This window comes from Dactylosporangium vinaceum, assembly GCF_019904175.1.
Lineage (GTDB): Bacteria > Actinomycetota > Actinomycetes > Mycobacteriales > Micromonosporaceae > Dactylosporangium > Dactylosporangium vinaceum.
Genome location: NZ_CP061913.1, coordinates 5,260,845 through 5,281,874, shown reverse-complemented (window position 1 = coordinate 5,281,874; position 21,030 = coordinate 5,260,845). Strand labels below are relative to the sequence as shown.

Annotated in this window: 23 protein-coding genes; 13 read left to right on the top strand and 10 right to left on the bottom strand. The window is 74.1% G+C overall.

The features are described from left to right. Positions 1-69: 69 nt before the first annotated feature. From Dvina_RS23695 to Dvina_RS23685, 3 genes are read right to left on the bottom strand one after another with little or no spacing between them, the layout of a single operon-like run. A complete protein-coding gene (locus Dvina_RS23695; protein ID WP_223104653.1) occupies positions 70-2,028 on the bottom strand; it encodes a transglutaminase TgpA family protein in 1,959 nt (652 codons plus the stop codon). Next, the gene (locus tag Dvina_RS23690) at positions 2,025-3,158 is read right to left on the bottom strand and encodes a DUF58 domain-containing protein (protein ID WP_223104652.1); all 1,134 of its coding nucleotides are present in this window, start codon (positions 3,156-3,158) and stop codon (positions 2,025-2,027) included. The genes Dvina_RS23695 and Dvina_RS23690 overlap by 4 nt, the downstream gene beginning before the upstream one ends. Beyond that, positions 3,155-4,192: an AAA family ATPase gene (locus Dvina_RS23685; protein ID WP_223104651.1), complete on the bottom strand. Its 1,038-nt coding sequence runs from the start codon at positions 4,190-4,192 to the stop codon at positions 3,155-3,157. Before Dvina_RS23685 ends, Dvina_RS23690 begins: the two co-directional genes overlap by 4 nt. 98 nt (positions 4,193-4,290) lie before the next feature. On the opposite strand from Dvina_RS23685, the gene Dvina_RS23680 reads away from it, so the two are divergent. Genes Dvina_RS23680 through Dvina_RS23670 form a run of 3 tightly spaced genes read left to right on the top strand, consistent with a single transcriptional unit; the run spans position 4,291 to position 7,937 of the window. After that, positions 4,291-6,051, top strand: a complete 1,761-nt coding sequence (locus Dvina_RS23680; RefSeq protein ID WP_223104650.1) for a hypothetical protein — start codon at positions 4,291-4,293, stop codon at positions 6,049-6,051. Positions 6,052-6,064: 13 nt separating this feature from the next. Continuing rightward, positions 6,065-7,045 carry a toll/interleukin-1 receptor domain-containing protein gene (locus Dvina_RS23675; protein ID WP_223104649.1) on the top strand — a complete coding sequence of 327 codons (981 nt, stop codon included), beginning with the start codon at positions 6,065-6,067 and terminating at the stop codon, positions 7,043-7,045. Then, positions 7,035-7,937 carry a toll/interleukin-1 receptor domain-containing protein gene (locus Dvina_RS23670; RefSeq protein ID WP_223104648.1) on the top strand — a complete coding sequence of 301 codons (903 nt, stop codon included), beginning with the start codon at positions 7,035-7,037 and terminating at the stop codon, positions 7,935-7,937. Before Dvina_RS23675 ends, Dvina_RS23670 begins: the two co-directional genes overlap by 11 nt. 17 nt (positions 7,938-7,954) lie before the next feature. Here the strand turns inward: Dvina_RS23670 and Dvina_RS23665 are convergent, their stop codons facing one another. Then, a complete protein-coding gene (locus Dvina_RS23665; protein WP_223104647.1) occupies positions 7,955-8,500 on the bottom strand; it encodes an LURP-one-related family protein in 546 nt (181 codons plus the stop codon). An 80-nt stretch (positions 8,501-8,580) separates the two neighbouring features. On the opposite strand from Dvina_RS23665, the gene Dvina_RS23660 reads away from it, so the two are divergent. Beyond that, positions 8,581-9,354, top strand: a complete 774-nt coding sequence (locus tag Dvina_RS23660) for an SAM-dependent methyltransferase (RefSeq protein WP_223104646.1) — start codon at positions 8,581-8,583, stop codon at positions 9,352-9,354. A gap of 12 nt (positions 9,355-9,366) precedes the next feature. Here Dvina_RS23660 and Dvina_RS23655 read toward each other — a convergent pair whose 3' ends face one another. Together Dvina_RS23655 and Dvina_RS23650 are read right to left on the bottom strand one after the other, a co-directional pair. Continuing rightward, entirely contained in the window at positions 9,367-10,842 is a 1,476-nt protein-coding gene (locus Dvina_RS23655) for a DUF6297 family protein (protein ID WP_223104645.1), read from the bottom strand. Next, positions 10,839-11,468 (bottom strand): ABC transporter ATP-binding protein, encoded by a 630-nt coding sequence (locus Dvina_RS23650; protein ID WP_223104644.1) that lies wholly within the window; start codon positions 11,466-11,468, stop codon positions 10,839-10,841. Before Dvina_RS23650 ends, Dvina_RS23655 begins: the two co-directional genes overlap by 4 nt. A gap of 219 nt (positions 11,469-11,687) precedes the next feature. Here Dvina_RS23650 and Dvina_RS23645 point away from each other — a divergent pair, with 219 nt between their 5' ends. Both Dvina_RS23645 and Dvina_RS23640 read left to right on the top strand, forming a co-directional pair. Continuing rightward, positions 11,688-12,221: a DUF3887 domain-containing protein gene (locus tag Dvina_RS23645; RefSeq protein WP_223104643.1), complete on the top strand. Its 534-nt coding sequence runs from the start codon at positions 11,688-11,690 to the stop codon at positions 12,219-12,221. 29 nt (positions 12,222-12,250) lie between these two features. Next, positions 12,251-13,528 (top strand): serine hydrolase, encoded by a 1,278-nt coding sequence (locus Dvina_RS23640; RefSeq protein ID WP_223104642.1) that lies wholly within the window; start codon positions 12,251-12,253, stop codon positions 13,526-13,528. Between the two features lie 13 nt (positions 13,529-13,541). On the opposite strand, the gene Dvina_RS23635 is transcribed toward Dvina_RS23640, so the two are convergent. Beyond that, positions 13,542-14,045: a winged helix-turn-helix transcriptional regulator gene (locus Dvina_RS23635; RefSeq protein ID WP_223104641.1), complete on the bottom strand. Its 504-nt coding sequence runs from the start codon at positions 14,043-14,045 to the stop codon at positions 13,542-13,544. A 78-nt stretch (positions 14,046-14,123) separates the two neighbouring features. Between Dvina_RS23635 and Dvina_RS23630 the strand changes: the two genes are divergently transcribed. The 5 genes from Dvina_RS23630 (at position 14,124) to Dvina_RS23610 (ending at position 18,420) form a co-directional block, all read left to right on the top strand. Next, the gene (locus tag Dvina_RS23630; RefSeq protein ID WP_223104640.1) at positions 14,124-14,711 is read left to right on the top strand and encodes a dihydrofolate reductase family protein; all 588 of its coding nucleotides are present in this window, start codon (positions 14,124-14,126) and stop codon (positions 14,709-14,711) included. Next, positions 14,705-15,517, top strand: coding sequence for an MBL fold metallo-hydrolase (locus Dvina_RS23625; RefSeq protein WP_223104639.1), 813 nt, complete (start codon positions 14,705-14,707; stop codon positions 15,515-15,517). Before Dvina_RS23630 ends, Dvina_RS23625 begins: the two co-directional genes overlap by 7 nt. A 33-nt stretch (positions 15,518-15,550) precedes the next feature. After that, positions 15,551-16,357, top strand: a complete 807-nt coding sequence (locus Dvina_RS23620; protein WP_223104638.1) for a GTPase — start codon at positions 15,551-15,553, stop codon at positions 16,355-16,357. A 37-nt stretch (positions 16,358-16,394) separates the two neighbouring features. Beyond that, positions 16,395-17,402: a GTPase gene (locus Dvina_RS23615; protein WP_223104637.1), complete on the top strand. Its 1,008-nt coding sequence runs from the start codon at positions 16,395-16,397 to the stop codon at positions 17,400-17,402. Positions 17,403-17,994: 592 nt separating this feature from the next. Next, complete coding sequence (locus tag Dvina_RS23610; protein ID WP_223104636.1) at positions 17,995-18,420, top strand: Hsp20/alpha crystallin family protein; 426 nt, start codon at positions 17,995-17,997, stop codon at positions 18,418-18,420. Here the strand turns inward: Dvina_RS23610 and Dvina_RS23605 are convergent. Then, a complete protein-coding gene (locus Dvina_RS23605) occupies positions 18,312-19,004 on the bottom strand; it encodes a hypothetical protein (RefSeq protein ID WP_223104635.1) in 693 nt (230 codons plus the stop codon). The genes Dvina_RS23610 and Dvina_RS23605 overlap by 109 nt on opposite strands. After that, entirely contained in the window at positions 19,001-19,384 is a 384-nt protein-coding gene (locus tag Dvina_RS23600) for a BlaI/MecI/CopY family transcriptional regulator (RefSeq protein ID WP_223104634.1), read from the bottom strand. The genes Dvina_RS23605 and Dvina_RS23600 overlap by 4 nt, the downstream gene beginning before the upstream one ends. A gap of 18 nt (positions 19,385-19,402) precedes the next feature. Here Dvina_RS23600 and Dvina_RS23595 point away from each other — a divergent pair, with 18 nt between their 5' ends. Then, positions 19,403-19,621 carry a hypothetical protein gene (locus Dvina_RS23595; protein WP_223104633.1) on the top strand — a complete coding sequence of 73 codons (219 nt, stop codon included), beginning with the start codon at positions 19,403-19,405 and terminating at the stop codon, positions 19,619-19,621. Between the two features lie 87 nt (positions 19,622-19,708). Further along, positions 19,709-20,665, top strand: a complete 957-nt coding sequence (locus tag Dvina_RS23590; RefSeq protein WP_223104632.1) for an SLAC1 family transporter — start codon at positions 19,709-19,711, stop codon at positions 20,663-20,665. A gap of 60 nt (positions 20,666-20,725) precedes the next feature. Here the strand turns inward: Dvina_RS23590 and Dvina_RS23585 are convergent, their stop codons facing one another. After that, positions 20,726-21,022: a hypothetical protein gene (locus Dvina_RS23585; protein WP_223104631.1), complete on the bottom strand. Its 297-nt coding sequence runs from the start codon at positions 21,020-21,022 to the stop codon at positions 20,726-20,728. Positions 21,023-21,030 lie beyond the last annotated feature (8 nt).

The following is a 21,030-nucleotide window of genomic DNA, read 5'->3' as shown; positions in this document are numbered from 1 at the left end:
CGGATGCCACCTGCCATTCACGCATTGCTGCCCGTCGAATGTCGGCATCACTTTCCGGGCACCCGCGGATCACGGCTTCCTGCGCAGCGCCCGCCGGATCCGGGCGGCGGCCCGCCAGGCCTCGGCGACGGCGACCGGTCCGGGGTCGCGCTCGGTGAACAGGCACCGGCCGGCGGTCGCGGTCAGCCGGGCGATCTCCGGCTCCAGGCCCGGGCACCGCGACCGCAGCAGGCCGGCGCTCGAGGCGGGGGTCGCCGTGCGCAGCAGCGCCGGGTCGAGGTCCGCGGCGGGCCGGCGGGCGAGGGCGTCGAGGGCGTCGTGCCAGGCGGCCAGGCCCCGGTGGCGCGGGCTCCCGCAGTGCCGGCGGCGGGCCCGGCGGGCCGCGCGGGCCAGCCCGATCCCGGCCCGGTAGGCCATCCAGGCGGCGACGGCCAGGCCGGCCGCGGCCAGGGGCGGCACCCACCAGCGGACCCGGGACCGCGAAGTGGCGCCGATCGCGTCCGGCGGTGGCCCGTCCACCATCGGCGTCGGCGGGGGCGGCGGGGGCGGCTCGGATGCGGTGGGCGGTGGCGGGGCCGTGACCGTCTCGGGGGCGACGGCGGGCGGCGGCGCCGGCTGATACGCGAGCCACGCACCACCGGGTGCCCGCGCGTCGACCCAGAGCCGCACGTCACGCCCGTGCACGCCGTACGTCGTGGCCGTGCTCGGCATGGGCGGGCCGGTGAAGCCCACGACCAGGCGGGTCTCCAGTCCGGCGCGGCGGGCGGCCAGGGCGAACACGGCGGCGAACTCGACGACCGTGCCGGTGGCGCCCGGGGCCAGGAAACGCAGCACCGCACTGGTGCTCGTGCCGCGGGCCGGCGTGCGGGCCACGTTGGTGCGCCCGGCGTTGATGCGGGCCTGGACGGTCGCGGCGAACGCGGCGAACGAGCCGGGGCAGGCGCCGGCGATCAGGGCGTCCAGCGGCGCCTCGAGCTCCGCCGGGACCGGCTGCGGTGACCCCGGAGCGCAGCCGGGGTCGGCGGGCGGGCGGGGCGGCGCCGACGTCACGGTGTACCGCAGGCCCGGCTGGGCGGCGGGGTCGGCCAGCAGGACGCCGGAGGTGGTGTCGACGGCGGCGACCGGGGCGGCGATGCGGGCCGGGCGGTCGGCCGCGGGCAGGAACGGGCCGCCCAGGGACGCGATCGTGACGGTCTGCGTGACCGGCTCGGCCGTCGCCGGGTCGCCGGGTGGCACGCCGAGGCCGGCTCGGGTGTACCGGGCCGGGGGTGTCCACTGCCGGCCGTCGTACCCCGGCAGGACGGCCAGCCGCCAGCGGTCGACGGGGCGGCTGGTCTGCGCGGTGAACAGGAGGCGGTCCGGGTCGGTGAGCCAGGCGTCGACCCAGTCGAGCGGGTTGACCGCGGACGGGGGCAGGCCGACGGTGCCGAGCCCGGCCCGCGGGTCGCTGCGCGGCCGTGGTCCGGCCGCGCCGAGGGCCACCGGCACGGCGAGGAGCACCGCCACGGCCACCGCGGCGAGCGTCGCCGCCGCGCCGAGCGCGGCCCGGGCACCGGTCCCGGCCGACCGCACCAGCTGGGCCGCCGCCACCAGGGTCGCGACGGCGACGAGGGCCCCGTCCAGGCGGGTGAATGGTCCGAGCAGCGCGGCGTACACCCAGGCCGGCGCGGTCGGCGCCGGCACCGCCAGGCGAGCCGAGGCCGGGAGCCGCGCGGCCAGGACGGTGCCGCCGGCCGATCCGGCGAGCGTCAGCAGCAGTGGTACGGCCAGCAGATCCACCCGCACCGGAGCCGGCAGCGTAATGGCCAGGAGCCCCACCAGCCCGGACCGCAGCACGGGGAAGAGCAGGGCCAGCCCGGCCCCGAACACCGCCACCCGCACCGCCCGGCGTTCGCTCAGGACCGGCAGCAGCGCCGCCACCGCCACCGCCGGCCCCAGCACGGCCAGGGGAAACGCCCGGTCGAACGCGAGCCCCGGCGCGGCCGCGGCCACGGCGACCACCAGGGCGTCGAGCCGCCGGGGGGTCATCGCGACACCACCGCCGCCCACGCCCGGGCCGCGGCTGGCAGGTCGGGCACGTCGACGACGAGGGTGCGGCCGTGGCGGCGGGCGTCGCGGGCGGGTCGGCCGACGCGGAACAGGACGTCGGCGTCGAGGGGGCCGCCGGGATCGGCCGCCGACACCACGACCGTCGTGGCACCCCGGGTCCGTCCGGCGTGGCGCAGCGCCGCCGCGAGGCCGCCGGGAGTGCTCGCCGGCACGACGCGGGCCAGGACGGCGCCGATCGCGTCGACACCCTCGGGCGCGGCGAGGCGGCCGTCGAGGACGGTGACGACCGTGGGTGGGGCACCGGTGCCGCGAGCCGTGGCGTGGGCCATGGAGTATGCGATGTCGACGGCCGTCTCGAACCGGTCCGCGGCCCCGGGGCCGCCCGCGGCGTCGGTGGGGCCGGCGATCGGGGCCGGGTCGGCGGGTCGGGTGGGGTCGAGGACTATGCGGATCGCTGCGACCCGGGCCAGGACCCGGTGGCGGACGATCCAGGGGCCGATGGGGGTGCGGGCGCTGGCGGCCCAGTCGATGTGGCGGATGTCGTCGCCTTCGGCGTATTCGCGCAGTCCGGCGAAGACCGGGCCGCCGACGCGCGCGCTCGCCTCGCCGTCGTCGTCGGTCGGGCTGGAGGGTGCGGCCGCGGCAAACGGCCAGAGGCGCGGCAGCACCGTGGTGTGCACGGGTGGTGGCGGCGTGACCCGCCGGGCGGCGATCCACAGTGGACCGATCCGCCGGGGCTGTATGACGGCGGACTCCAGGTGGCCGCGGCGGGTGGCGGTCCGGGTCAGCCGGACGGGCGGGCCGGCCGTCGGGAACGTGGCCGGTCGCGGGTCGCCGAGCACGGCGACCGTCGCGTGGACGGTGCCCGGCCACCGTGCGGTGCACTCTACGCCGAGCTGCGCGGTCACCACGTCGCCGCGGTGGACGGCGCCCGGGTCGACCGTGAGCGTGAGCCGGGTCGGGCCGGTGACCCCGATGCGCCAGGCGGTCGCGAGCAGCAGGAGGAGCGCCGCGGCCAGGCCGATCGGAGCGCCCGCCGGATACCCCGCCCACCAGGCCGCCGCCCCGCCCAGGCCGGCCAGCAGCACCGCGGCGCCGTTGCCGGTCATGCCGCGATTCGCTTCGGGGTCTCCACCCGCCGCAGGAGTTCGGTGACGTACGCGTCCTGGGCCGTGGAGACGTGCTCGGGCGGTGGGTCGCGCAGGACGATGCGGTGGGCCAGGACCGGGACGGCCACGGCTCGGACGTGATCGACGGCGACGTACTCGGCGCCGGTGGCGGCGGCGCGGGCCCGGGCCGCGGCCAGGAGCGCGAGTGCGGCGCGTGGGCTCGCGCCGAGCCGGACGGCGCGGTCCCGGTCCGGGTCCGTGGCCTCGATCAGGGCTGTGACGTATTCGCGGACGGGTGCGGCGGCGGGGAGGCTGTAGCAGTACCGAATCATCTGCAGCAGTTCCGGCGGTGAGACGTCGGCGACGGGGCGGGCCGCGCTGCGCCGGTCCGTGCGGCGCTCGGGGCCGAGCTCGGTCAGGATGCGCTCGAGGGTGGCGGTGTCGGGCCGGCCCAGCGCGAACCGCATGAGGAACCGGTCGAGCTGGGCCTCGGGCAGCCGGTAGGTCCCGTCGAGGTCGACCGGGTTCTGCGTGGCGATGACCAGGAACGGATCGGGCAGCGCGAACGTGTGCGAGAAGATCGTGACCTGGCGCTCCTCCATCGCTTCCAGCAGCGCCGACTGGGTGCGGGGCGGGGTGCGGTTGAGCTCGTCGCACAGCAGGATGTTGGTGAACACCGGCCCGCGGCGCAGCGGCAGGTCCTCGCGGCGGGCGGCCGGGTCGAGCAGGCGGGCCACGTCGGTGTCGCGGCCGAAGACGACCGAGCCGGTGACGTCGGACGGCAGCAGGTCGGGCGTGCCCTGGACGCGCTGGAAGTCACCGCCGAACGCGGCGGCCAGACCGGCCGCGAGCCGGGTCTTGCCCAGGCCCGGCAGGTCCTCCAGCAGCAGGTGCCCGTCGGCCAGCAGGCAGGTGAGCGCGAGCGCGATCTCCCGCTGCTTGCCCAGCACCTCCCGCTCCAGCCGCATCGCCAGCATCCGATATCGACGGCCGAACTCGGCAGCGGAAATCAACTCGTCCGCATGATCGATCACGAAACATCACCGTTCATTACTCGGATTGGGTCGTCCGTTCAGGTGAGTACAGATTCGAGCCGCTCGTTATGCTGAATCTCTCGACGCCGGAGGCGCACATGACGTTGCCGAACGATACGTCCGGCAAACGGCGAATCACATCCACCAATTGGCGAACACCTTCCCGTCTGGTCGGCGCAGCGGCAGTTCTCGCGGTCGCCGGCACGGCACTGGGATTCGCCGCCGCCCACAATCGGATAACCATCGACGACGATTCGGCCACGGCCTGGCTGCCGAGCGCGGCGGCGGGCTTCGTCGACCGGGCCAACGCATTGCTGGCCGCCCCGATGATCGCGTCGACCGACCGGGTCCGCCTGCCCATCCGCCCGGACACGCCGCCGTCCCGCGGCGACGACCTGCTGGTGCTGACCGACCGCGGCGCCGGCCGGGCGGTGCTGCTGGACCTGCGCACCCAGGTCCAGCGGTCGCTGACGCTCGAGTCCGACGAGACGGCCGTCGTCGCCGGGGCCCGGCCGTTGCTCGTGCACGCCGCCACGGGCCGGGTCGATCGGCTCGCCGCCGACGGCTCGGTCGCCGCGACCCCTGTCGCGCAGACCGGCGGCCGGCCGGGCGGGTGGGCGGTGGCCGCCGGGGCGCTGTGGCTGGCCGAGCCGGCCACGGGCGCGGTCCTGCGCATCGGCGACGCCGGCCCGGCCACCCGGGTCGAGCACGCCTTCTCCTCCGGCCACGCGCCGCTGCTGGCCGGAGCCGGCGACACCCTCGCCGTCCTGGACCCCGAGGCCGGCGCCGTGCGGCTGATCAGCGGCCCGGCGCCGGGTACGTACGCGGTGCGGCTGCCCGGCGGCCGGCCCGCGTCGTTCGGCGTGGCGCCCGGCGGCGACTTCGCCGCGTTCGTCGGCCCTGCGACGGGTGGTCCGGCCGGCGGCACCGCGCGCGGAGCGGTCGGCGATCGGGTGTCGGTGACGGTGGCGGGCCTGGGCGACCACGCGGAATCGGTGACCCGTTCGGTCGGCGCGGCCGGCGACTCGTTCGGGCCGCCGGTCCTGACGCACGACCGGGTGTACCTGGGTGACACCCGCAGCGGGGACGTCTGGACCATCCGGGCTCGCCCGGCGGTCGGCGCGCCGTCCTCGATCGCCGTCGCACCCGGCCCGGCCGACCTGGAATTGTTCGTCAACGGTTCCGCGGTCTGGGCCAATGACCCGAACGGCCCGAATGCCGTCGCCATTTACGATGACAGCCGGCAGCCGATCACGAAATACGCACCACCGTCGGCTTCACCGCTGCCTTCCGGCCCGCCGCCGTCCCCGACGGCGATCCATTCCTCCAATCCACCGACCACTTCCCCCACGAAGACACAAACGCCATCCAGCCGCTCACCCAAAGCCACCCGAACGACCGGAGCCGGTCATCCGACAAATGCGCCGCCGGGCACCAACGGGCCGCCGGGCACCATCGGGCCACCCGCCCACGCGAACACCGCGGCATTCACCAATATCGGTGACGGCGGTCAGGTCGGGCGGTGCCGCACGCTCGCGGGCCGCGCCGACATCGACGCCACCAAGACGCTGATGATCGCGCAGAAACGCACGGATCCGCCGGACGGCACCTATTACGTGCAGTACGCGGGGCCGCGTGAGGGCAACCTGGCGCCCGGTCGGTGGACGAGCACGAGCCCGACGTACTTCGGCGACCAGCCGGGCCAGCACTACAGCGCCTACCTGCTCATCGTCGACGTGGCCGCGGCCCGTAGCTGGTGGGCCGCGCACGAGTCCGGCGACTTCGCGCACGCCACGAGCCTTCCGGGGACGACGGCGGACACGGTCACCGGCCTGGTGCGCATCGACAAGCCCTGCTGATGAAGGAGAGACCGTGACCGGGCCCAGCCTTGGCCATGTGCACATCTGCCACAACCCGGCCGACCGCGGCTACGCCGAGCGGCTCTACCGCCACCTCACCAAGGCCGGCGTGTCGGCGACCATCGACGAGGAGCAGTCCGAGCGGCTCGATCCGGAGCTGGTGCAGGAGCGCGTGGAGCCGGCCCGGGCGCTGGTGGTGGTCATGCGCCGCGGCGACGAGCTCGCACCGCGGGTCCGCGACGAGGTGCACCTGGCCGACCGGCTCGGGCGCGAGATCCGGCCGCTGTCGGTGGGCGGCAAGGCGCACATCATCCTGAGCCACCTGCCGATCGCCGATGCCGCTGGCGACCGGATGCCCGACGACGACTTCGTCAACACGCTGCGCCGCATCGTCGGCTCCGCGCCCAAGCCGGTCCGGGCGCAGCCGCGCCGGCCGCGCTGGCGGGTCCCGGCGCTGGTGTTCGCGGCGGTGATCCTGGTGGTCGGGGCGGTCGCGCTGTTCTCGCTGCGCGACCGCGGCGGCGACGAGGCGGTCGGCCCGACCGATCCGTCCGCGACCGCACCGGCCGTGACCGGGCTGCCCGCGGCACCGACCGGGCTGCCGGCCCGGGGTGCGGTCACGATCACCAGCCCGGCCAACGACGCCGTGGTCGACCGGTGCATGCGGGTGACCGGCCGGGCCAATCTCGACACCGCCCAGACGATTCTGTTCGCCACCAACCGCATCGACCCGCCCGACACCACGTGGTACGTCGTGTACGCCGGCGCCTACCCGAACGGCTTCGTCGACGCGGACTGGCACGGCTCGGTGTATCTGGGCAGCACGACCGGTCAGTCCTACGACGTGTTCGTCGTCGTGATGGAGGCCAAGGCGGCCGCCGCCTACTACGCCGCGCACAAGCAGGGCAACGGCTCCTACGCGGTCGACAAGGCGCAGCCGGCCGGGGCCGTCGCGCACGTGCGGGTCAAGCAGGGCTCCAACAATGAGTGCTGAGCCGCCGTTCGTGTTCGTCAGCTACTCGCGGGCCGACCGGGAGTACGCGAACGAGTTCGTCGCCCGGCTGCGCGAGCGCGACGTCACCACCTGGTACGACCAGGACATCAGGCCGGGCCAGCCGTGGCAGCCGACGCTGGAGGCGCGGATCCGCACCTGCCGTGCGGTCGTCGTCCTCATGAGCGAGACGGCCATCAACGGCGTCGGGGTGCCGCAGGAGATCACGCTGGGCAAGCGGGCCGGGAAGCGGTTCTTCCCGGTCCGGCTGGGCCCGGCCCGCTTCGACTCGCTCGCCGACTTCCAGGAAGAGGCCTGCCTCGACGGTACGTTCCCCCGCGCGCAGTGGTACCGCGAGGTCCGCGCACTGCTGGCCCCGCAACGGTGGTGGCGGCGCACCGACAGCCTCGTGGCGGCCGGGGTGACGGCCGCCGTGCTCGTCGCGGCGCTGCTGACCGGGGCGGCCCTGCTGGATCGGCCCGCGGCGCCGGCGAAGGGCTGCGGCCGCCTGGCCGCGCACATCGACGCCGTGACCGAGGAGTCGCCCGGGCACACCGGCCGCACCCCCGTCATCACCGTGACAGTCTGCACCCCGGCCCCGGACGGCCACGAGTACTGGATCATGGACTGGACCGAGGACGGCGACACCAAGCGGTTCTACCCCAAGCACCGGATCAGCGGCTCCGCCGGCACCGCGCCCTACCCGATCAGCCACAGCGGCATGACCGAGGTGGGCAGCATGCGCAGCTACGTCGTCGTGGACGTGCCGCAGCCCATGGCGGGCAAGGTACGCGACTGGGCGAGCGCGGACGACAACGTGCCGCAGGTCGGCCCGGCCGCGGCGGCGCCGGGCGGGGTGACGCTGATCTCGGAGGCGGTCCGGCGGGCGCTGTAGGGGGTCGGGGTCTGGTCCTATCCGGCAGAGGCGGCGGCCGCGGCGCTGCGCTGGGACTCGATGGCGGCGCGCATCGACTGGGCCAGGCCGATCGCCTGGACGATGGACAGGACCGGGGACTGCAGCTCGAAGGCGAGGCTGTCGGGGCGCATCGAGAGGATGCGGCTGTTGTTGACCAGCTGGGCGACCGGGCGGTCCTGCTCGTCGGTGACGCTGAAGCGGCGGGAGGTCCAGTTGCCGCGGGTCGTCAGGGTGCGGCCGGTGGGCAGGGTCAGTGCGCTCGCGCGGTTCGGGCCCCAGAAGCTGAGCTTCAGATGGAACAGCCGGCCGCCCCGGGCGTCGGCGAGGAAGTAGTTGCGGCCGCCGAAGCCCTGGCGGTGCCCGGCCGCGAGGACGGCGCCGGTGGCCGGGTCGAGGATCTCGTAGCGGGCCCGCATCGACCAGCTGTGCCAGCGGATGGTGGCGACCGGGCGGCCGTCGGCCAGGGTGACCGGCGACTCGCTGCCGAAGGGGGCACGGTCGGGCAGGAGCAGCGTTCCGGTGTACGGCGCGAACACGTCCATGCCCACCATCGTGGCGCCCCCGCGCAAGGGTCGCAAAACGGATTGCCCGGGCCCCGTCTGAGCAGCTTGGATCGCTACCCGTGACCATCTACGATGAGCTGGCCCGCCCGGATCGCTACCCGCGCTCGTCCACCTACGACCCGGCCTGGCTGCTCGACCTCGACATGGGGCCCAACCCGCTGTGGCTGCTGGAGGACCTGGCCCGGGATCTTGACCTGCGCCCGGGGATGAAGGTCCTGGACCTGGGCTCCGGCAAGGGTGCGACGTCCGTGTTCCTGGCCCGTGAGTACGGCGTCCAGGTCGTGGCGGCCGACTGGTGGATCGCGGCGGACGAGGCGGCGGCCGTGTTCGCCGGCGCCGGCGTCTCCGGCCAGGTGACCGCCGTGCGGACGGAGGCGCACAGCCTGCCGTTCGCGAAGGACAGCTTCGACGCCATCGTCAGCATCGACGCGTTCGAATACTTCGGCACCTCCGACTGGTATCTGCCGTACCTCGCGGGGTTCCTGCGGCCCGGCGGGCAGCTCGGCGTGGCGACGCCGGGTATGACCCGGGAGATCCGGGACCTCGGCGCGATCCCGGCGCCCGTCAAGGAGCTGTTCGGCTGGGAGCCGATCGCCTGGCACACCCCCGAGTGGTGGCGCTTCCAGTGGGAGGTCACCGAGCTCGTGACGGTCACCTCGGCCCGGCTGCAGGAGGACGGCTGGCGCGACTGGATGCTGTGGACGCGGGCGGTGGCCGAGCACACCGGCGACTGGACCGGCCGGGCGCACAGCCGCCAGGCGGTGATCGACCTGCTCGCGGCCGACGCGGGCGAGCTGCTCGGCTTCGCGATGGTGACCGCGACGAAACGCTGACGGGCGCGCCCGTCAGCCGCGGCGAGCGTTGATGATCATGCCGCTCAGGGTGCCGGCGGAGAAGACCACCTGGTTGAACAGGGCGGCGTCCGGGTGCCTGGTGACGATGGCGAGCAGGGTCGGCCACAGGGCCAGCACGGCCAGGTCGGCCGCGCCGGCCAGCCACAGGAACGGGCCCGTCGGCATGAAACCGGCCGGGGAGGACAGCGCGGCGGCGTCGTGGCGGACCTCGCGGCGGCGGGCCGAGCGCAGTGCGCCCGCGGCCAGGCCGGGGCCGGCGACGGCGCCGAGCAGGGTCCACGGGCCGAACCCGCCGCCGACGGCGCTCAGCGCGGCCGCGGACCATAGGGTGCACACGGCGACGGGGACGGCGACGCGGCCGGTGAACAGCTCGCCGTCGGTCAGGCCGAGCAGGCGGGCCAGGCCGGGGTCGTCGCGGTCGCGGCGGGCATTGGCCGTGCTGCACGACGCCGCCGCGAGCGCGCAGACAAGCCAGGCCGCGGCGATCACCCACCGGGACACCGGCAGCCCGGCGGCCAGCACGGGCACCGTCACCAGCGCGGCCGCGAGCAGCAGCCGCACCGGCGAGCGCAGCAGCAGCAGGGCGTCCTGGCCCGTGGCCACGAACCGTCCGGTGACGCGCGGGAGCCGGTCGGGGCCGAGCCGGCGGCCGCGCCACCGGCGGTCCTCGGCGGCCCGCGAGGCCAGGCCCGGGTCCAGGGTGAAGAAGACGGCCGTGGCGGCGCCGCTGCTCTGCGCCGCGTCCGTGAGGTTCGCGAGGGTGAGCCACCGCAGGCGGTACCACTGCAGGATCGGCATGAGCAGCGCCACGGCGGCGATCACAATGGCCAGCCACGGGTGGCGGCCGGCGAGCAGCGGCCAGCCCCAGGGGCCGGCGGTGGCGACCGCGGCGACGTCGACGCCGGTGACCGCGAGCACGCCGACGACGGCGGCGGCGATCGCGAGGACGGTGGCCGCGGTGGACAGGCGGCGGGCGGGGCGGCGCGTCGCGGACTGCAGGGCGGCGGCCGCGCCGAGGACGAGCACGCCGCCGGCGACCGCGGCCAGCAGTACCGCACCCGCGCCCACTGTGGACAGTGTGAGCGTCAGCAGGCCCTGGGCCAGGCCGGCGAGCAGCCCGATGCCCGTCACCTGGGCGACCGCCGGCGTGAGCAGGGCGCGGCGGTCCAGCGGCGCGGTGACCAGCCACTGCAGGGCCGGGGCCGACGTCGAGACCGGGCCGAGCGCCGACGCGACCGCGAGCAGCGCGGCGGTCCAGGCCAGGCCGGCCGCGAGCAGCACGCCCTCGCGGACGCCGGCCGGGGCGCTCGTCTGTCCACTGAGGACGGCCTGGAGCTGGGCCCAGATCATGTAGCCGACCATCGCGGCCAGGAGCACGAGCGTGTAGACGGTCTCGAAGAGGTCGGAGGCGTTCTCCCGGGCGCGCTGGCGGCGCCGGACCCAGCGGCGGACCTGGCCCGGCCTCACTCGTCGGCCCAGTCGGTGCTCAGCTCGATGATCTCGCAGCCGGCGGTGACCGTCGGGTCGTGCGAGGCGAGCAGCGCGGCGCCGCCCCGGCCGAGGTACTCGCCGATGAGCATCGCCACCGTCTCGCGGCCCTCGCGGTCGAGGTGGCGCTCGGGCTCGTCGAGCAGCAGCAGGCGGCTGGGCCGGTCGAGCACCATCGCGAGCGCGAGGCGCTGCCGCTGCCCGGACGAGAGGCTGCCCGGCCCGGCGTCGGCGAACCCGGTCACGCCGAGCCGCTCGGCCAGCTCCCCCTCGGCGAACCAGTCGCCGCCGGCCGGGGCGTTGGCCAGCCGCACCAGGCTGAGGTGCTCCTGGGCGGAGAGCCCCGGATACCAGGCCGGCGGGTCGAGCAGGGCGGCGACCGTACGGCGGAAGCTCCCACGGCGTTCATCGACCGGCTCGCCGTCCACGCGTACCGCGCCCCCGGAGGGCTCGAGGAGCCCGGCGACGCAGCGCAGGACCGTCGACTTGCCGATCCCGTTGGGTCCCCGCAGCGCGACCCCTTCACCGGCGGCGACGTCGAGGCTCAGCTCCTCGATGACAACCCGGTCACCGTAGCCGATTTTGACCTGGTCGATCGTGAGCATCTGCCGAGTGTAAAGCGCGCCCCGGCAAGCATCGGCACGCCCGCCGGCGGCGATCGGAGGAGCCGAATCGTGCCGCACGTATTAGTATTCCGTGCTATGTCGTGCCAGTACTGTGGCAAGCCGCTCCCGGAGCGCAAAGGTCCGGGGCGCAGCCAGCAGTTTTGCAACTCCACCTGCCGTAGCGCGGCCCGCCGGCGACGCGAGTCCGTCAAGCTTGACTTGACATCCGCGGCGGGCGGCGGGACGCTCGGGGAGGTAGGGGCGGCGCACCGGCAGGTGCTCGCGGCCCAGGACCTGCTGCGGACCGCGGTGGACCGGGCCCGCGCGGAGGGCCGCACGTGGCAGGAGATCGGAGACGTCTTGGGCACGACCAGGCAGGCGGCGTTCCAGCGGTTCGGCCGGCCCGTCGACCCGCGCACCGGTGAGCCGATGGCCGACGGGCTGCTGCCCGACGCCGGCGACCGGGCGCTGGCCGTGCTCGGCGACACCGCAGCCGCCCGGTTCGAGCGGGTGCGGGCGAGCTTCGACGAGGTCATGCTCGGCGCGGTGGGCGTCGAGGAGCTGGCCTCCGTGTGGGCGATGGTCATCGGTACCGCCGGCGCCTTCGAGCGGTTCGGCGAGCCGGTCGTGCACCCGGCCGGTGACCTGAGCGTGGTCGACGTCCTGATGGAGTTCGAGGCCGGCCACGCCATGGCCCAGGTCGCGTTCCGCCGCGACGGCTCGGTCGCGGGCCTGCACATCCGCCCCTCCTGACCGCATCCACGCCTGAACCGGGGGACCCCATGCTTCGCCGTATCGCCGTCGCCGCCGCGCTCGTCGCGCTGCTGCTCGGACTGCCCGCCGCTGCGGCGGCCGCCGGGCCCGGGCCCGCCGCGCAGTTCACCTGGCTCGTCGACGCCTCGGCCCGCCCGCCGGTGGCCGCCGCGGAGCTCCAGCAGCACCTGAGCGCGCCGCTGCTGGCCGCGGTCGGCGGCCCGGACGGGTTCAACGCCGTCCTGCGCCAGGTCGGCCCGCTCACGCCGGGCGCCGTCGTCTACTCGACCGCCACCGAGCTGCGCCAGGTCGCCACCGGCCCGGGCGGGCCGCTGCTGGTGCGCATCACCGTCGACGCGGCCGGGCTGATCGGCGCGCTGCTGTTCACGCCGTACCCGCCCGCACCGGCGTCGTGGGAGGCGCTCGACGACGCCGCCCGGGCCCTCGCCCCGCGGGTCTCCTTCGCCGCGGCCCGCATCACGCCGGCCGGCTGCGCGCTCGTGCACGGCCTCGACCCGTCGACCGCCCGGCCGCTCGGCTCGGCGTTCAAGCTCTACGTGCTCGGCGCGCTCGCCCAGGCGGTCCACGACGGCCGGCTGCGCTGGGACACGAAGCTGGCCCTGAACCCGGCGTGGAAGTCCCTGCCGTCGGGCGTCCTGCAGGACCAGCCGGACGGCGCCGTGTACACGCTCGAGCAGTACGCCGACTACATGATCTCCATCAGCGACAACACCGCGACCGACCACCTGATCCACCAGGTCGGCCGCACCGCCGTGCAGCGGCAGTTCCGCCGGTTCGGCAACGACGCGCCGAACCTGCCGGTCCTGACCACCCGCGAGCTGTTCGCGCTCAAGAGCTGGCACTACCCCGCGGTTGCCACCGCGTATGCGAGCCTGCCGCCGGCCCTGCGGGCCATCACCCTGCCCCTGCTCGGCCAGGTGCCGCGCACCGGGCTCGGGGCGTGGACGCAGCCGGAGATGATCGACCAGCTGGAGTGGTTCGGCTCGCCGATGGACATGTGCGAGGCGTTCGCGGGCCTGCGCGCGCAGGGCGATCCCCACGTCGGCGCCGCGCTGAGCATCAACGACGGCGGCATCGGCCTGTCGCCCGCCGGCTTCCCCACGGTGTGGTTCAAGGGCGGCTCCGAGCCCGGCGTGCTCACCCTGAACTACCTCGCCCAGGCCGCCGACGGCACCCTGGTCACGGCCAGCCTGATGCTGTCCGACCCGGCCGCGCCACTGCGCGAGTCGGCGACGCTCCCGGCGCTGGCCCTCCTGCGCGGCGCACTCCAGCTGGCCGCACGGTAGGCCGCACCGGCGCTCAGGGTGCGGCGCCCCCCTCGCGCGCCTGCGCCGCGGCGTACGCGGCGGCCAGGCGTTCGAGGGGGCCGGGGCCCTCTCGTGGCTTCGGCGGGGCGTCGAGGTGGCGGACGCGCAGCTCGTCCATGAGGTCCTCGACGAACCGCGGGCCCTCGGCGCGCATCAGCTGCTGGCGGACGCGCAGTTCGCCGCCGCCAGGGAGCCAGTCGAGGCCCCAGTTGCCCAGGGCGTAGATGATGGGCAGCGTCTGGATGCCGGCCTCGGTGAGGCTGTAGCGGGCCCGCTGGCCGCGGGCGGCGGTGCCGCGGGTCAGCAGGCCGGCCTCGACGAGGCGGACCAGGCGGTCGGCCAGGATGTTCGACGCGATGCCCTCGATGGAGCCGGTGAGCAGCGCCCGGAAGTAGCGGCGGTCGCCGAAGATGACGTCGCGCAGGACGAGCAGTGACCAGCGGTCGCCGAGGACCTCGACGGCGGCGTTGATCGGGCACTCGGACCGTGGCTCCACGTCTCCTCCTTGACAGGCACTTCGCCGTCCCCAATATAGTGGTTGCAAATCGCAATCACTAGAGGGATGGGGGCGAGCATGGGCCGCTTCGTGTACTGGATGAACGTGTCCCTCGACCTGAAGATCGAGCAGGTGCCGGGGGACAACGGCGCGGGCGAGTGGCTGCACATCGACGAGGAGCTGCACCGCGAGTTCAACGCGCGGGCGCGGGGACTGGTGCTGATGGTGCAGGGCCGCGTCGTGTACGAGACGATGGAGGAGTACTGGCCGCGGGCCCGCGGGGACGAGTCGCTGCCGGACGTCATGCGGGAGTACGGCGAGATCTGGACCGCGGTGCCGAAGGTCCTCGTGTCGCGCAGTCGCGGCAGCGCGCAGTACAACACCCGGGTCTTCGGCGGTGACAACGCCATCGAGCAGCTCGCCGCCCTGCGCGCCGAGACCGACGGCGCCATCGGCGTGGGCGGGGCGAACCTCGCGACGCAGCTGCTGCGGGCCGGGCTGCTCGACGAGCTGCTGCTGTTCACGCACCCCTCGTACCTGGGCTTCGGCCGCCCCCTGTTCGACGACTACGACCGCCCGCTCGACCTGGAGCTGCTCGAGCACCAGGCGTTCAAGCAGGGCGTCACGATGCACCACTACGCCATCGCCGGAGCGCGCCAGTGCTGAGGACAATCGCTGCGGGGGTACTCGTCCACGAAAGCGAGTTCATCCAGAGCAACGCGATAGTGGTGCAGGGCGCCTCGGGCGTGCTGCTCATCGACCCCGGCGTCCAGGACCACGAGCTGACCTGCCTCGCGGACGACCTGGCCACGCTCGGCCGGCCGGTCGTGGCCGGCTTCTCGACCCACCCGCACTGGGACCACCTGCTGTGGCACCCGGCCCTCGGCACGCCACCGCGCTACGGCACACCCCGCTGCGCCGAGATCGCCCGCGCGGAGTCCACGGACCCGGCCGCCCAGGCCGAGATCATCGAGCACCTGGCCGGCACGGGGATCGAGGACAACGTCAAGCTCGACCTGTACGGTCTGGTCACCGCCCTCCCGGCCGGAAGCTCGCACGTGCCGTGGGACGGCCCGCGGGTCCGCGTGCTCGAGCACCGGGCCCACGCGCCCGGCCACGCCGCGCTGTTCATCGAGGACCCCGGCGTCCTCGTCGCCGGCGACATGCTCTCCGACGTGCTGATCCCGATGTTCGGCCTGGGCGGCGGCGCCGAGGACCCTGTTCCCGACTACCTGGCCGCGCTGAGCCTGCTGGAGTCCGTGGCCGCCGGCGCGCGGGCCGTCGTGCCCGGGCACGGCGGCGTCGGCGGCCCCGGGCAGGCGCAGGCCCGCATCGACCTGGACCGCGCGTATGTGCACGCACTGCGCGACGGCCGGGCTCCCGACGACTCCCGCATCGGCCCGTCGGCCCGGCCCGGCTGGGAGTGGGTGACCGACGTCCACAACGGCCAGGCCCACCGCTTCACCGCCTAGCCTTCAACGGGTCAGCCACCAGTAATCACCGGAATGCGTCCGCCGATCGGATCGGCGCAGGCGTCACACGGGCACGTGCTTCCATGCGTTCAGCAGCGTGGAGCGTCCGAATTCGACGGCGAAACCACGGTACCGTCGACGTGCCGTGAAGCGCGACGACCGAGTGGTGACGCCGTGGCCGACGCTATCCAACGCTCGATCTTTCTCGAAGAAGTCCGCAGATACCGTAAGCGCCGGCGCAAGCCCGCGATCATGATCTGCGGCGGTACGGGTATCGGCAAGACGACGACGATCAACACCGCGTGCGGGCGGGAGGTCGGGGTCGTCGGCCACCTTTCCCGCGGCACCGAGCACATGAGCCGATATCGCTGGGGCGAGCCGCAGCGGCACATCGTGCTCGTCGACGTGCCCGGCCTCGGCGACTCCAAGGAGCGCGATCAGGCATCCAAGGCGTCATTTCGCCGCTGGGCCAGGGCGGCCGACGCGTTCATCGTGGTGGTGACGCCACCGCGACCGGCATCGCTGCCGACGCTGCGTACCGTCAAGGCACTGCTCAAGAACGGCGTGCGGCCGGACCGTATCGTCTTCGGGTTCAACCGCCTCACGATGCTCAACGTCGAGGTCGACGGCGAGCTCCATCCGGTCGCGATGGGCGCCACGGGCCCGGTCGAGCCGGAGAGCCGGGCCGCGGTCGAGCACGGCACCGCGGCATTCATCCACGCGCTCACCGCGGCCACGGGAGTCCCGCAGTTTCGGACCGGACAGGTCGTGCCGTATGACGCGCTCACCGGCTGGAACGTATTTCCCCTGCTCGGCCGGGCGCTCGGCACGATCGGCTGAGCAACGGCATCGCGACGCAGTGAAAGGGCATCGTCGAATGGTTGACGTCCAGGCCGATCTCCAGGAGCTCATCGACCAGCACCGGGCGAAGCTGCCGAAGAACAGGCGCCCGTGCGTGCTGGTCTGCGGCGCGATGGGCTCCGGGAAGACGACCACCATCAACACCCTGTTCGGAGCCGACGTCGGCGCGGTCGGGCACTTCTCCCGCGGTACGGCCGCGGACGAGGTGTACGAGTGGGAGGCGCGGGGTGAGCACATCCAGGTCGTGGACCTCCCCGGCCTCGGCGACTCCAAGGAGCGCGACCGCGAATACCGGGAGATGTACCGGCGCCGGGTGGAGCAGGCGCACGGGTTCATCGTGGTCACCACTCCGCCCCGCCCGGCCGGCATCGGGACGCTGCGCACCGTCAAGCTGCTGCTGGAGTGCGGTGTGCCGCCGCAGCGGATCGTCATCGCCTACAACCGGCTGGCGCTGCTGAACATCGAGATCGACGGTGAGCTGCAGCCGCTCGAGATGGCCGGCATCGGCGGCCCGCTCGAGCCGGAGGGCCTGGCCCGCATCGAGGAGGCGCGCCGCGCGCTGCTGGCGGATCTCCGCGAGGGTACGCACAACCAGGCGTTCACGCTCGGCCAGATCGTGGCGTTCGATGCGCTGAGCGGCTGGAACCTCTACGGCGTGCTGGACGCGGTGCTCGTCGGCCTCCCGGGCGACACCCTGCCCCCGTGGCGCGACGCGGTCGGCAAGGCGGCGGAGCGCGCGATCGAGCGCCAGCACAAGCGGTCCGAGCGCGACCGCAAGCGCATCGCCGAGCTCGAGGCCAGGCTCCAGGACCTCGATGAACGGCAGCGCAAGGAGTACGAGACGCGGAAGAAGAAGGACGACCTGAACAAGTCCGGCGGCACGAAGATGATCGGGGACAAGGATCGGCACGAGCGGGGCATCGTCGATCGCTTCGCCGACGCCGCGGAGCGGTGGACCGGCTCCAAGCCGCTCGGCAACGCGATCCGCGTGACCGGCGCCGTGCTCAAAGGCATGTTCAGCTGAGCCGCGCCGCGCCGCGCCGCGCGTCGAGACGGTGGAGCGCGCGTGACAGTCGCCGCAACACCCGGCCCGCATGACGCCGAACACCTCGACCATGGCCGTCGCCGGCGTCCGGTACTACCCGGTCGGCACGCAGACGGTCGCCGGTGTCGGAGGCGGTCCGGGTCCGCGGGCCGGTCGCGGTGCCGGTCCTCGCGCCGGCGCCGGGCCGGCTCCCGGTGACGGCGGACAACCCGCACCCGATGCCGAACCCGGGACCCGGCAAGCCCGGGGCGATCTGCGGTGTCCAGTCGATGCCACACCCGGTGAGCAGGACTGCCGTTCTCAGGTGGTGCTCGCCCCGGCGCCGCACGAAGTCGACGAAATCCTCGTCCATCGGTCACCTCTCGTCGATGAATCACCCCTGACACTCCCGGAGCGCAGCGTCGCGCCGACCTGATCCGCCCCGTGCGACAAAGTTGAGTCAGTCGCGGTCAACTCTTCTGCGGTTTCGCTTGACAGGGCCGCGCGGCGGAGCTAAATCTGAAGGTGAAGTTGAGCGAGAGAGACTCAACGTGGATCTGAGGACAGTGGGGAGACCGAGGAGGAGATGGCCATGCTGATGCGCACCGACCCCTTCCGCGAGATTGACCGAGCGTTCGAGCAGCTGGCCGGCACCGCGGGACGGCCGGCGGTCATGCACGTCGACGCCATTCGCGACGGCGACTGGTTCAACGTCTACTTCGACCTTCCCGGCGTCGACCCCGACTCCATCGACATCACCGTCGAGCGCAACGTGCTGCAGGTGCGGGCCGAGCGGCACCGCCCGGCCGGCGACGCCGTCGAGACCGTGCTGGCCGAGCGCCCGACGGGCGTGTTCAGCCGGCAGCTGTACCTCGGCGACACCCTGGACACCGACAAGCTCGAGGCCAGCTACGACAGCGGGGTGCTGCGGCTGCGGATTCCGGTGTCCGACCGGGCCAAGCCGCGCAAGATCAGCGTCAGCTTCGACGACAGCGGCAGCCGGCCTGTCAAGGGCTGAGCGCCCGGCCGGACGCGACGCGGCGGGCCCGGTTCAACCGGCCCGCCGCTGCTGCATGCGTTGCCCGGCGCCGCGGCGGCCAGGGCAAGCAGCAGGCCGGCGACCAGCAGCGTGACGGAGACGGTCCGGCTGGTGCGGTAGCCGCGCTGCGCGGCGGCCGCGGAGGCGGCGGCGTCGGCGGGCCTCCGCGTCCCACAGCCGCGCACGGCGACCGCGTGCGGGCGTTCCCGGTCGGCGACGACGAGATTGTCCGCCGGGGTGGACTCCCGGCACGGCCGGCGCAGGCGCCGGATGGTGGCCGCCGCCAGCCAGGAGGAGCGGGTCAGCCGGTAGCCACCGCCGCCGAGCACGGCCGCGGCGGCGACGGCGACGAGGGCCGGCACCGGGTCCAGCAGCCGAAGCCGGTCCGGCCGCCACGGCACGTCGTCGAACAGCGTCGCGGGCGGCAGCAGTGACGTCCACCCCGACGACACCGCCGCGGCGAGGCCGACGCCGGTCAGCATCCACGCGCCGGCCCCCGGCGACACGCGGGCCGCGGCGAGCAGTCCGCACACCAGCAGCGGTACGTATACGCAATACCTCACGGGCGCCTCCCGCTCCCGTCCTCGTCGAGCGGTGCCCGCAGTGCGGCGGCCTCGTCGTCGTCGAGCCCGTGCACGAATCGCTGGAGTACCTCCCGGCGGTCGGCGCGCTCGCTCAGCAGCGCCCGCATCCGGTCCGCCGTCAGGTCCGCGCCGTCCTTCACCGGCCAGTACGCGTGCGCCCGGTCCTCCGCGCGCCGGCGCACGAGGTGCTTGTCGTACAGGCGGGCCAGGATCGTCTGGACGGTGGTGTACCCGGACCGGGCGCCGAGCGCGGCGTGGACCTCGCCCGGCGTGCACGGCCGGCCCGCCGCCCACAGTGCGCCGAGGACCTCCGCCTCCCCCGCGTGCGTGGTCGTGAACGTCCGCGTGGTCGCGCTCACCGGCTTCCTGGTGGAGGCGTGGTGGTGGATCGTGGTGGTCTTCGCGGGTTGTGGTGCGCGTTCGTCCTCGTGGCCGGGTGGTGGTGCGGGGTCGTGGCGGCGTTGGCGACGCCGGCGGCGGCGAGCACGCCGCCGATCACCGCGGCGCCCGTCAGGCCGATGACGGTGACCCGCCGCATGGTGGACTATCTGGCTTATCTCCTCTATATCCGATTTGGCGACTCCGACAGCGTGTAGGAGCGAGCGACCCCGCGCGTGCACCTGCCCGCGGTAGCCGCCGCGCCGGTGCGGGATAAGCGCCGGTGCGCAGGGTAGTGCGCCGCCGTGAGCACTCGGACGAGCGAGCCACACGTCGGGATCACTCCGAATCTGTTCGGCATCGCATACGGCCTGACCGGCCTGGCCGGCTGCTGGGGCTACGCCGCCCTGCTGCAGTTGACACCCGCAGTCATGACCGACATCCTGTGCGCGTCAGCCGCCGTGGTGTGGCTGACGCTCGTCGTCAGCTACGTCGTGCAGGTACCGCGGCGACCCGGCGGCTGGCCCGCCGAACTGGCCGACCCGGTGCTGGGGCCGTTCGTGTCGCTGATCCCGATCGTCGGCATGCTGCTGGCCATCGGCCTGATGCGACACGATCGGGCAGCGGGTCAGTGGCTGTTCGGGGTGTTCGCCACCGTCACGATCGGGCTGGCCGGCCAGTGGATCCTCGGTGGCCTCGACCTCGACCGGCTGCACCACGGATACGTGCTGCCCACGGTCGCCGGAGGGTTTATCGCCACCGTGGGCGCGGCCCTGGCCGGCTGGCCGGGCACCGCCCGGGTGTGCTTCGGCCTCGGTCTCGTGTCGTGGCTGGTCCTCGAGCCGATGATCCTGGCCCGCCGCTACTTCCGCCCGCCGCCTCCCCCACCACTGCAACCAACGCTGGCGATCGGGGTGGGACCGCCCGCCCTCGCGGGCCTGGCGTACCTGGCCATCACCCACGGCAAGGTCGACGCCGTCACCTTCGGGTTCGCCGGCTACACACTCCTGGCCGCCCTGGTCCAGTTGCGGCTCATCGGCCTGTACCGCCACCTGCACTTCAGCCCGGGATCCTGGGCGTTCGCCTTCCCGTACGCGGCGGTCGCCACCTTCGCGCTGCACTGGATCGCGTACGCCCACCCGCCGGGGTACCGAATCTGGGCCTGGGTCGTCATCCTCGCGATCACCGCATTCGTCGCCGTCCTCGCAATCGAGACGACGGCCGCCCTCACCCGGCACCGTTTCCTGCCGCAGCTCCGCTGAAGAAATCCGATCATCGACGCGGCGACCCGATGTCGCGGGGTCGGCCTGTGCGAGCGTCTGCTATCGGTCTGGTCCGGTACGCCCGGTCGGCACCGTCGGCGTAACTGCCGGATGCCGCGTCCGGCGCCCGGTGCGCGCGCACGCCTGAGTGGCGACGAACACCGCGGGCGCCACGAAGGCGCACATCCGGGCCGCCTGCGCCGGCAGTCCGAGGTGGCCGACCCCATGCGCGTCCGGCGGCGGATCGGGCCGGAACCGCAGTGTCGGGGTCAGGTGGTGCCAGCGGAAGACCTCGAGCACCATCAGGAGCCAGCTTCCCGCCCATAGGGCCGCGCTGAGCCATCGCACGAGTCGCACAGGGACAC

Excerpts from the sequence above, each read along its gene's own strand:
- Dvina_RS23695 (WP_223104653.1), bottom strand. The coding sequence starts at position 2,028 with ATGACCCCCCGGCGGCTCGACGCCCTGGTGGTCGCCGTGGCCGCGGCC.
- Dvina_RS23690 (WP_223104652.1), bottom strand. The coding sequence starts at position 3,158 with ATGACCGGCAACGGCGCCGCGGTGCTGCTGGCCGGCCTGGGCGGGGCG.
- Dvina_RS23680 (WP_223104650.1), top strand. The coding sequence starts at position 4,291 with ATGACGTTGCCGAACGATACGTCCGGCAAACGGCGAATCACATCCACC.
- Dvina_RS23670 (WP_223104648.1), top strand. The coding sequence starts at position 7,035 with ATGAGTGCTGAGCCGCCGTTCGTGTTCGTCAGCTACTCGCGGGCCGAC.
- Dvina_RS23665 (WP_223104647.1), bottom strand. The coding sequence starts at position 8,500 with ATGGACGTGTTCGCGCCGTACACCGGAACGCTGCTCCTGCCCGACCGT.
- Dvina_RS23650 (WP_223104644.1), bottom strand. The coding sequence starts at position 11,468 with ATGCTCACGATCGACCAGGTCAAAATCGGCTACGGTGACCGGGTTGTC.
- Dvina_RS23640 (WP_223104642.1), top strand. The coding sequence starts at position 12,251 with ATGCTTCGCCGTATCGCCGTCGCCGCCGCGCTCGTCGCGCTGCTGCTC.
- Dvina_RS23630 (WP_223104640.1), top strand. The coding sequence starts at position 14,124 with ATGGGCCGCTTCGTGTACTGGATGAACGTGTCCCTCGACCTGAAGATC.
- Dvina_RS23620 (WP_223104638.1), top strand. The coding sequence starts at position 15,551 with ATGCGTCCGCCGATCGGATCGGCGCAGGCGTCACACGGGCACGTGCTT.
- Dvina_RS23615 (WP_223104637.1), top strand. The coding sequence starts at position 16,395 with ATGGTTGACGTCCAGGCCGATCTCCAGGAGCTCATCGACCAGCACCGG.
- Dvina_RS23610 (WP_223104636.1), top strand. The coding sequence starts at position 17,995 with ATGCTGATGCGCACCGACCCCTTCCGCGAGATTGACCGAGCGTTCGAG.